Annotated in this window: 5 protein-coding genes; all 5 read left to right on the forward strand. The window is 40.1% G+C overall.

Annotation, left to right across the window (positions count from 1 at the left end; all coding sequences use genetic code 11):
* The first annotated feature begins 81 nt into the window (after positions 1-81).
* Positions 82-5034, forward strand: coding sequence for a hypothetical protein (locus tag BVC89_RS13615; protein WP_086931709.1), 4953 nt, complete (start codon positions 82-84; stop codon positions 5032-5034).
* Between the two features lie 72 nt (positions 5035-5106).
* Positions 5107-8979, forward strand: coding sequence for a contractile injection system tape measure protein (locus tag BVC89_RS13620; protein WP_086931710.1), 3873 nt, complete (start codon positions 5107-5109; stop codon positions 8977-8979).
* 106 nt (positions 8980-9085) lie between these two features.
* Positions 9086-9838 carry a hypothetical protein gene (locus BVC89_RS13625; protein ID WP_086931711.1) on the forward strand — a complete coding sequence of 251 codons (753 nt, stop codon included), beginning with the start codon at positions 9086-9088 and terminating at the stop codon, positions 9836-9838.
* Positions 9839-9893: 55 nt separating this feature from the next.
* The gene (locus BVC89_RS13630) at positions 9894-10271 is read left to right on the forward strand and encodes an eCIS core domain-containing protein (protein ID WP_245929393.1); all 378 of its coding nucleotides are present in this window, start codon (positions 9894-9896) and stop codon (positions 10269-10271) included.
* A 420-nt stretch (positions 10272-10691) separates the two neighbouring features.
* Positions 10692-11750, forward strand: a complete 1059-nt coding sequence (locus tag BVC89_RS13635; RefSeq protein ID WP_158657931.1) for a hypothetical protein — start codon at positions 10692-10694, stop codon at positions 11748-11750.
* The last annotated feature ends 131 nt before the right edge of the window (positions 11751-11881 follow it).

An 11881-nucleotide genomic window follows, 5' to 3' on the forward strand; every position in this document is an offset into this window, starting at 1 on the left:
CTCTGGAGTCAGTCCGCTCTATAAGGCCTTGGAATGTTCGAATAAAAATATTGTAAATAATTTATTACGGGTATAAAAAGCATGACCAATTCATCTGCTCCAGCTAATGCCTCTGCAACACAAGGCGATACGTCTGATACGAAAAGAAAAACACTGACTGAATATTTTGCCGACAACGAAACACCATCAGGTGATGAGTTTCGCGAGTTTATAGAATCCGCTGTAATACAGGGTGATGATGGCATTACCATAGAAGGTGATACCACGATTATCAATAATCAATTGCAGGTAGCTAACAGCCTAAGGGTAGGAGAAGGCACGGAACTCAGTGCTACGGCACTAAGCCTTGATAATGATGATGCTTTGCTCTCTGGACAAGAACTAAAAGTAGGAGAGGATCTCAGCTTTAGCCCAACTCAAGGCTTAAGTATTAATGGTGGTATACATGTTAATGACTCTGCTGTTATACAGGGCGCGGCCGTAATTAATGGTACGGAGCTTGACCCCAGTGTTAATTTAAAAGTTAATGGTGATGCTCTAATCGACGGTAATCTCGATGTTAATGACAATGTCTCGATGCTTGCAAACCTGGATGTGCAAGGCGATCAAAATATAGAAGGGGGCCTTAGCCTTAAGCAAGCGCTCTTGCTGGGTTCAGATGTGGATAACCTGGGTGATGCTGGGAAGTTACAGATTAATCATCAAGGAGACGATGCAAGCCTGGTAGTAAATCATCTAAATGAAGGGATGCATTCCAATACACAGCTATGCTTAGATCAACAAGGGCGTCTCTCGCTGGGCTTGGATGAGGGGTTGGCACAAGCGCAATTACATATTTACCATCGGGGCAGTAACTCCGAAGCCATTATTAAAGTGGATGATAGTGCCGATGATGCACGTCCTTTTATTATAAAAGGTGATGGGCGTGTTGGGATCGCTACCGCTGCACCTGAAAATGAATTAGATATTGCCGGATCCGTACGAATTGGACGTACAGTTGCAGCCGTGCATGAAGATAATAGTTTGTCGGTGGAAAATAAAGTTGGTATCGGTACCGAAAATCCGGAAGCAAGATTAGAAGTGCGGGCAGAGGGTGAAGAAACCCTCGCCAGTTTTCACTACGGGGAGCAAGCACCTCTGACTATTAGTCGTGGCAGAGTGACCAGTGATGAAGATACTCAATTAATCAGTGGTGGCCCGGCCAGCTTTGAGCAAACGGTTCATGTCAGTGGAGAAAGTGATTTTAGCGGCGTTGTCACGGTGAACGCCGCGTTTAATTCTAGGCAGGTGGCCACTTTTTATGATTCTGCTAATTTTAATCGCGACCTCAGTGTTCACGGAGCAACGGTTCTCCATCAACTTACAACGGCCAACAATGCAAGGTTTAGGCAACAAATTATTGTCGAAGGTGATGCCAAGTATGCCCAGTCGGTGGGTATTGGCTTAGGTATCGACGATAACCACAATGCCAGCGCAGCGTTGCATATTAAACAGAGCAATGCGCCCGCCTTACGGGTGGATAGTGCCGACGGTGACAAGGCCTTCATTGTTAATGATCGCACTATTGAGATGGGCACAAGCGATGCGCCTGCCCATCTCACAGTAAAGGGTCAGACAACCGTTGAACAATCATTGAGGGTAAAGCAAGAAGGGGTATTTTCGGCTGGCGCCGATGTTGCCCATCATTTGAATATTCAGCAAAACACAATAAATAATACTGGCGAAAATATACCGCCGGCGTTAAATATTACGACTAACGGTGATAGCGCCACACCCTTAACCATTAATCACGAAAGCGATGTAGGTATACAACAGAGGCTGCTTACCGTTCAACATGATAAAGTTGGGATTCTTTGTACGCAGCCTGAATATGATTTTCATATTGCTGGCGAAACCAAAGTTGATGGTGCAACCTTGTTAGGTGCTGATCTCGATATTAACGGCAATATGCGAGCCCACGATCACGTACTTTTTGATCGCAGCTTAGCCTTAGGGATAGTGAGTACAATTGCAACCGGCGAAACCACACAAAGCGCCCAATTTAGCGATTATCGACTACATATTGCCCTGGGGGATATGGGTAAAACCTTACAGGTGGAAGGCAGCCAAGCCGAAGATCCAGTGTTAACTATTGATGGTGATAGTATTGGCATTCATACAAGTTCGCCTACATCTGCATTGGATGTAGTAGGAGATGTAAGTATCGCAGGTACCGCATCTATTAATGCCTTATTAACCATAAGCGATGAAACATTAAACTTACAGCAGCAGGGTGAACATCCCGCGATTAATATTCAGGGAGAGAATGCCGATCACAGCATTCAGCTTCGTCCCAATAAACTCAGCATTAATACGGGCAATATTCCATCTGACCCTGAAGTCAATTTTCATTTGATCGGCAACGCTGATCTTGCCGGGGATGTTTCAATTAACGCATTAAATGTTAGTCAGTCTATGGCTGTTAATGCGCCTTCAATGTTTAATGGCCATATTGATGTACAAAATACTGTGGGATTTAATACTTTAGATCATGATCCTGCCGTCGATTTTCATCTACGCCAATCCCTCGCCACGCAAACCGCTATGAGGGTTGATCCCCCCGAAGGAGAAACGCCGGTGTTGCTGGTTAAGTCGGGCATGCAGTCAGGCAAGCTTGGCATTAATACCAATGCCCCTGAATACGAGATGGATGTTATTGGTTCAGCAAGGATTTCTCAAGCGTTAAGTGTGCAAAGCAGCTTCAATGTCGACGGGGAAAGTGTATTCAACGATACCACTTTTATTCGTAAAAACCTTGGCTTTTCTATTGATGCGCCTCAAGCGAGAATTCATATTCATGACAGCGGCGAGCAGGATGCTTTGCGTATCGACAGTCATTTTAATAGCGCAGAATCTCCCTTAATTTTTAAGCAGGGTATGCTCGGTGTTGGATTAAATAATCCGAGAGTTCCATTAGATGTTAAAGGTGATACACATATTTCTGATGAATTAACTGTGATGGGGCAAACCAAACTTGAACACACGCTGTATGTGGATAAAGACGCGCTGTTTAAGTCGGACTTCACCGTACACAAGGATAGTGAATTAGTTGGCCAAACGCTGTTGGGGCAAGTGAGTGAGATCGATCCAGAATTAACCCCCAATGCACAATTATATATTGCCGACACCCGTTACAAAGAAGCCTTTCGTATTGATTCAAAAGATTATGCCAGTTTAGTCTTTAGCCAAGGCAAATTAGGCCTAGGTAAAGCAGACCCAAGAGTTGCTTTAGATGTATCAGGGGAAGTAAGGGTTTCACAGCAAGCCACCTTTGCCGCTGATGTGCAAGTGGATGGTGTTGTTAACGTGCGCGATAATATTGAAGGTGAAGGCAGTTTGCATATCGCACAAAAAGCCACCTTCGGTAGTGATATGTTAATTAAAGGAGATTTACGCGTTGAAGATAAAACGGATATTGACGAAGAATTAAGTGTTACTGGAAACACTCTTTTAAAAGCTGATCTTGAAGTAGAAAATAATACGACCTTAGGGGCCAAACTGGAAGTAGCTGGCGATGCGCTTTTTATGCATAAATTGGCGGTAGCCAATACCTTAGATGTGGCTGGCGACGTACATTTAGAAAACGATCTTAGCGTTGATCATAACCTACGGGTTGAGCAGAACCTTCATGTTCAACAGGATTTATACGTTGCTGGTGCTATCCATTCTGGAGTAGAAGAGCCACAAGCTTTTTTGCATTTACAAAGCCCAGCGCAAGAAGCTGCGTTTATTATCGATACCAAGCTAAACTCAGGCATGGCGCAACGTTTATTAACCCTTAGCGATAAAGGTTATTTAGGGCTTGGTAAAAATGAACCCACGGAGGCCTTGGATGTGTCTGGTTCTTGTCAGATCAGCGAGCAATTACGTGCTAAGTCTGGCATATTTGATTCAACACTTAATACTCGTGATATCACCATTGATAATAGTTTTAGCCTTGGCCATAGCCCCAAAATTACTGCCATTTCTGATGATTACACCATGGGCGGTGACGATGCCTTACACAGTGTCTTGCCCACCCAAGCAGCAGTAAAAGCCTATGTAGAAAGCGTGGCGGTGCCTTTTGGTCGCGGTGGCAGAACCTATACTATTAGTTCCCAGCGGGATTTTGATGCAATATTTAATGTCTCATCCCATACCAGCATTGCAGAAGATACCACCATTATTTTGCTGCCCTTAAGTCATCAAGGGGTAGGGGAATACCAACTGCGTAATTCGGTCAGCTTACGTTCAGGCGTTTCTATTATTGGCTTTAATACCGATAGTACTCGCGTTGTTAAACAAAACCCTAATACCCGCTTCGAAATTATCGGCACTACTAAAAAAGCGATAGAAAATGTCCATCTTGAAGGTTTTACCTTCGACGGAAAAAATATGGAATCGGCCAAAGACGGTGGTGCTTTTTACTTAGAACATGCACTTAACTGCCGGTTAAATTGCGTTATTAAAAATCATATTACTTGGGGGGATGGTGGCGCTATTTACGCAGCGCTAGGGCAAAGCGACGTTTACAATGTGAGTATGATTGAAGCCCTGCATGTTTATAATTGTAGTGCTCTAGACCAAGGCTCCGGCTCTGATACGCAACTTAATGAAGGGGGCGCGGCCTATGGTTTATATCGCTCGACAATTCATGCCTATAACTGCAGAGCTGAGCGGGGTGGTGCGGTAGCTAAATGTAAAGAGTGTGTGGTGCAGGCTCATGGCTGCACTGCGACCCGCAGTGGCGGTGGCGCTTATCGTTGCAAACTGTTACGTTTACTTGCCTGTGATTGCAAATCAGATATGCGTCACGGTAAAGGCGGCGGTGCCTATTTTTGCAGCGACCTTATCTGCGAAGGTGTATGGGTTGGTAATAATGCGGCTGAAGCACCTCACATATATGCCTCTAATCACTTAACAGGTGAAGCAGAAGAAAGACACTACTGGAAAGGTGATTATATTGGTCGTCGTATTGATGATGACAGCAGTGTTTGGCGTAGTCATAACGAATAGATCATTAACACTTAAAATCCCCATTACTTCTGTGATCACTCTTGCCAGTTATTTATTTTAAGGTCTCTTTTTATGAGCCTCAATATCGATACTTTATTATTAGATATAGATTATCATTGCAAAACTAATGGCATATCACCACAAACTTCTCGCGCTCGTATCGCCGAGTGTGAGCAAAGATTACAAGAGCTGATTTACAATGCTATAAATGCGGAACAATTGCCTAACTTTGCTCCAGAATATGAGAATGTCAGATTATTACATATTCCTGATATTGAAATAGTTTTGCCTAATATAGATGCTCAAGCCTTTTTAAATGATACTAAGCGCTATTTTGAACAGCAACTTTTACCCGCACTGCTTGCATCGTTTTCTAATACCTTATCCAAAATAGCCTTAACACGTGCTTCTAGCAATCTACTGGCTAATAAAGCATGGGGGGAGTCAAGTGATAGCGTGGCACAAAAAAAGGAGTATTACTTAGTTCAGCAACTAGTAAAAGAGCGTGAGTATTGTATTGATAATGTGGTCTCTCCTAGAGAGTACACAAAGTTTTTTAATACGCTTGTTAACAACGGCGTTCTTGATTTTAGCTCTGTAAAAAAGCAGCTCCAGCTGTTTCTGCCTAGTAAAGACCACAGCTTTTTAATGTCCTATTTGGCAGATGAAAAATTTACACTTTTACAAAAAAAACACATACTGGGTGCGTATATTCAGCTTTTTAACTTAGGCAAAAAAGGGGATAATAATAGTGCGCTTAAGTTATCATCAAAACTATTGCTAAGGGCTCACACATTAGTTAAGCCTAGTGAAATGGCACAGCCGAATTTTAGCTATTATGTAAAGTGTGTGCAGGAAGCTTTGCTTATGGATCAATCCGTTTATTGGCTAAAGGCTTGTGAAAACTGGTTTAATATTGTTACCCATAAAACGCTCAAGGTGTCAGATTTTTTAGGTTTAGATGCCATACTCAAACGGGCTAATGGAAATTCGTGGTTTAATATAAATCAACCAAGGAAAGACGAACTAAAGAAAGATAACAGTCGTGTGCTTATATCAGATGCCACATTTAGTTTTGCCAAAGAAATTTCTGCTTTTAAAGCATTAATTCAATTGTTAGAGCCATTCTGTCAAGCTCATTTTTATTATGCTAAAGAGGCTGATCGATTTCAGCAGATAACGAAATTAAAGCAATTATTATACGCTGAGAAAGCCTTGCCAATAACGACTACTATCCCCATCAAACAGGCGCTTTTCCCTCAGTTTTTTACAATTAGAGCACAAAATATTATAACTTTTGATGTGAATACACGGTTAGCGAAACTGTCAAAAGCATTACGTACCCATAAAAAGAAAGTGGCTATAGCAGAGCTTGCCAATAAGAGTTCTACTAAAGATTTTCATAGAACTTTCAGTAGAAAGCCTGAGGCCGAAAGTAAGGCAGCTATAAATAATAAGCATGATTATGCTTATTCAAATTTTTATAACCACTCTCATAGCCATCCTCATAGTAGTAAAGAAGGCGATACTTCTAATAACGAAATACAGCATATATTCGACCACAGATTTAAGGATATATTGAGTCACCTCAATGCATTGATAGCGTTTTCCTGGCTACCCATAACACTAACAAAGCAATTAGAATCACTCGCGAATAGTCTTGTTGCTAAGAAATCATCAGAGCCTGAAGTCTTAGAAACAATGTTCGAACACAACAATACCCATGGGCTTCATCAGCGCTTACTAGCGTGGGGTGATTTCTTAGTGCAGTTCACTCATCAACAGCAACTAAACAGTGTGCGTAGATTATCACCACAGGAATATAGTATATTTAAACAGCTAACGGATCTGCTTAACCAATTTGTTGGTATAAGTGGGCATAATAAGGATAAAAACTATCTGTTAGTTGAAAAAGATATACATATTCAACAACAGACACTTTATCATCTTATTGCCTCCAAATTAATTCGTATTTGCGACGTTGTTTCTTTCGATATGAAGCCTGCAATACACCATTTTATTCACCAAAGTGATGCATTCGCGGCAGATAATTTAAAAAATCAAATACTTACCTGGTTGCCAAAAAATACAGGCCAACAAGATTATCAAGTTTCTGTAAAAGACAGTCCTTATTACAAGTGCTTTCAAAGAGAATTCGACTTGCAAAAAGAGGTGAATAATATATTATTAGAATTTGAGTCTAATTTTGAATTATTCTATCGTGATTCATCTCTTTCCAGGTCTATTTCCATTTCTTCTTTAGAATTAAATAAACAAGAAGTCTACACTCAAGTGGTACAGCTGTTGGTGTTATTCCATGCATGGTTACACTCTGATACTACAGCACAAGAAAATAAGCAGAGTAGTGAGGCACTAGAAACCGCAATTAGAAAATTAACGCAAGTAAAAAATCAGATGTTACAAGAAGATAAAACACTAAAATCATCTAAAACAATGAGTGAATATTGGTGGTTACCTATTGTTGAGGATGAAGTGGAGTATATTCGACGAGAACAGCATGATATTTATTTGCGACAGTTAATAGAGCGTATTACTAATTCAGAAGCGAAAATTAAGACGACTCTTATCGAGACAGATAGTGTGGGGCATAGTGCGAACGTAAGTGCAAGTAATATTAACGATAAAGGCAATAGCCGTATTAATAAAAAGAATATAGACAGTGATAACTCTTCCGATAAAGCTATTTCACCCATAAAAACATCGACTATTTTATTGGTGATGGAAGTATACAGATGCCTCACTGATATAGATCTCACAATAGATAGCATTGAAGATAATATTATAGATAAAGCATCATCAATGCCTATCAATAATGATGTTAAGAGTGCTTTGTATTCTTGGACAGCGTGTCTTTTACTATACTGGGATAGGTTTTTTGATAAAGAGAGTAAAAGCGATAATAATGGTAAGCGCAATCACTACCTATTGAAGGGGATTAGGAAAATTAATGCAATCACTAAGGTCTCTACCTGGCAAAAAAACCACCTCGATAACTTAAAGGCTAGTATTCAATCTTTAGCAAAAACACACATGGACTGGCCCGAAATATCCTTATATAAAGCTGAAAAAAAACGGCCGATGGACTCAAAGTATCAACATTTTATTACCTCATACCCTAAAATACGACATATTTCAGATATGCATTCCCATCGACTTATATGGCACTCAGATCTTAAAGAAGTAAGCGATAGACTTAGTAGAAGATTAATTCACAGTGGGGGAAAAACACACAGTATATCTATTAATCCTTTAGCGATTAAAAAAAGTCTTAATTTATTGAAAAATTATGAGAAAGGTCTTGAGCGCAAAGATGATATAGAAAAAATAAGCACCATATCACAGCAATTAAACAACGACCTAAAGAACTTGGTAGTAAGACAACAGCGGATACACGAAGGCTTTTACTGTGGCGATGCTGGTATAATTTTACTCTGGCCTTATTTAAAAATATTTTTTATTAAAAATAATTTGTTAGAAGGCAATAAAAGCCTCAGCTTTATTGACGAGGTAGCACAACTTACTGCTCACGCTTTATTACATTACATAACAGGCAATGTATTGGGTGAAAATGACGACAACAACACGGGTTCAGTGGCCAATATCCTTGTAGGGCTGGCACCCGAAGCTGTTGTTGAACAGACAGTTGTACTAAGCAAAGAGCAGTGTGCCAGTGCCGATCAACTTGTCCACACCCTTATCAGTAATTGGCCCGCGCTAAAAAATATGGCCCCCAACAGCTTTAAATCAATGTTTTTACTGCGCAATGCTCGCTGCTCTATGAACGATAGTGGTTTTTTCATAGAAGTAGAACCCCGTGCTGAAGATATTTTATTGACCAAATATCCCTGGGGACTGGGTTATATTTCCTTGCCCTGGTTGGGTAAAACATTAATCGAAGTAATATGGAAGTATGGTGAGTTTTAGTGTGCATACGTGTTAACACAAGGAGTACACATTTATTGCTGATAGGGAAGTGCAGTTTTTACATACTCAACCACATCTTATCACTTCAATAGCAAAGGTGGTTCTTATGACACAAGATAACCCTCACGAAAGCTCTCAAGCGCACGCTCAAAACTACTCCCAAGATCATCCTCAGTACTCGAAAACAAATTATCTGAGTGATAAAAATACGGCTACTAATTATTCTAGCTCTCAATACCCCAAGCCACCACACTCGCACAATTATTATCGTGATCATGACAACCACTATGGTAAAAAGCCACGAGGCTATTATCAGCATTTTTCTGAAAATATAAGTCAATCACTGGAAAATAACCAACAACGTTACAATTTTTATCAAAGCTACCAAGCTCACGTTGAACAACACCAACGTAATGAACGTCTACATTTATTAAACTGTATTGATTACTTTTTAGATAACATTGTGCGCAGTGTATTGGAGTGCAGCCAATCATCCCTCTATCATTACGGTTATAACACAGGTATATACGAAGAACGCAGCACTGCTGCTAACGTAATAGATGCTAATGAAAGCTTCGTTGATACCATAAGCCTTCACCTTAATGACGTACCGGTGAGCGGTGACACACCTCCGAGTAAAAATTCCAAAGCAAACAATCAAATACGCTTTACTAAAATGGAGAATGGCAGAGAGATAGAATGTCAATTTACCACCAGTAAAACTCGCAGTAAATTATTCTACCTTACCTTAGACGAAAGGGATGAAAACTACACCATCGCCAATACGGAAGCTCTGGTATTTGATTTTATTAATATTGTATTAATGAATCGACGCTTGGGTGTAGTGAATGTAGTTTAATGTTCTATTAAATATTATTTAAACCAATATCATAATGTTAAAAGGTAAAAATACCATGTACATATCCCGAGAAAAACAACAAGAAACAACGCCTCTTCAACGTAAGAATAACACCGGCATCCCCGACCATATAAAAGCTGGCGCCGAACACCTATCCGGCATCAGCCTCGATCATGTAAAAGTCCACTACAACTCAGACAAACCCGCACAACTCAACGCCCACGCCTACGCCCAGGGAAGCGATATTCATATGGCCCCAGGACAAAGCCAACATATCGCCCATGAAACCTGGCATATTGTGCAGCAGGCCCAAGGTCGAGTAGCACCAACAACACAATTTGCCGGGCAAGCGATAAATGATAATGCACAACTGGAGAGGGAAGCAGATGTAATGGGGGCGAGGGCGGAGAGTTTGGGGCGGGGGTTGGTTTAAATGCCTTGACTACTAAAATTTATAGTCACGAGACGGCCAAAGGATTCGAGGGGATATGTTCGCCTTTGGATCAATTTAAATTGTAGATAGCCGATAAATTATTGTGGACTATTCACAGCTTGTTGATGTGTTCATGGCTCGATTACAAAAGCGCGATCGCTAAATTAAAATCTGTTGTTGGCTGTAGAGTTTTTGTTATAGGAGAAAATTATATAGATTAATCTAAATTTTGATTTATGTATATCGGTATTGTAAGGGTAGAGATGGCTATTTAAAACCTAATATATTTGTTAAAGTTCATATAAGAAAATGGATATATCTGAAGTAAAGTCCAGTAGGTGTTTATAACCATGTTATAGACAATAGGTGAAAGCCTATAATATCCACTAAGTGCTAATTAAAAAGAATTGAGATATGTATGTGCAAAAAGAGAAACAGAAAGAAAATAAAAGTAAAATGCGTATTAATTCTGTCACTCATGAGAGAAGGGTTAAAATGCAAGGTTTTAGTGTTGTGGATAATCGTGAGAAAATAATGCAAATGGCTGAAATAAAAACTAAAAAAGGAATTTTTAAAAACACCAAGTACAAACCTGTAGTTGATGAGTGTTTAATTGGGGCTGATGTTAAAATTGAATTCAAAACAAGATGGGATGAGGCAAAAGACATAAATGCAAAGAAAATTGCTTTAATTCAGGTGGTTAAACAGACAAAAGGTAGTCTGCAGGAAAATCTAGAACCACAACATGAGCAAACTACTGATGAAAACACTGGATATAGAGTTGATCGCGTTGGCGGTGCTGCAAATCCTATATTCGGGGCGGATGATCCAATCGATGGAGATATTTTGAAAACTGAGTCATACGAATACAAGGATCAGGGAAAATATAAAATTGGAAAGGATATTACTGACAGCAATAAATACCCTCCTAGACATATCGAATTTGCGGAGCTTTATGATATGCCTCGTCTCCCTAGGTTTCCTACCACCATCAGGCGGAGTATGGAATTCGAAGTAGCTGCTATTGTGATTGAGGGAGCAGACAAAGATGAATACCTTGGAAGTATTAAATGGGGTTTTACTAGGGAAGAAGGTCAAAAAGTGAAAATGAATAAGTTTGAAATATCAACAGACTCTACACCTTCCCTTAATTATACAGCTGCCGCTGAGAAGTGGAATGAGCAAGATAAAACGCTAGGTAGGGAATTTGTCCTAAACAAAGATGTGACTATTGAAATGAAAAAAAAATGGATAAACTCAACCTTTACATGGGTCGATGATAGTCGTGAGGTAGACCTCAGAGAGGGGACTATTGTAAAACGTTTTCGTCTTAGTACATCTCTCTCAGGCGATAAATATGAAATACCGGTTGAATGGTCAGATGGTCTGAATGCAGCATGGGGATATGTAAAGTTAGAGGATTTAAATACTAAAATAGACTCTCTGTCATCTCCGAAAGCCGGAAAGGTTCCGCTTTAAGAAGGATGAAATATCTAGGATACACACTCAACTATTGACAACCTATCAGGACTCCAATAGAAGGGAAAAAGATGATAAGTAGAAGACCTAGATAAGTAGAGATAAGTAGGACAGGCACCGAGAGAAATATT

The sequence above is a fragment of the Agarilytica rhodophyticola genome (genome assembly GCF_002157225.2).
Classification (GTDB): Bacteria; Pseudomonadota; Gammaproteobacteria; order Pseudomonadales; family Cellvibrionaceae; genus Agarilytica; species Agarilytica rhodophyticola.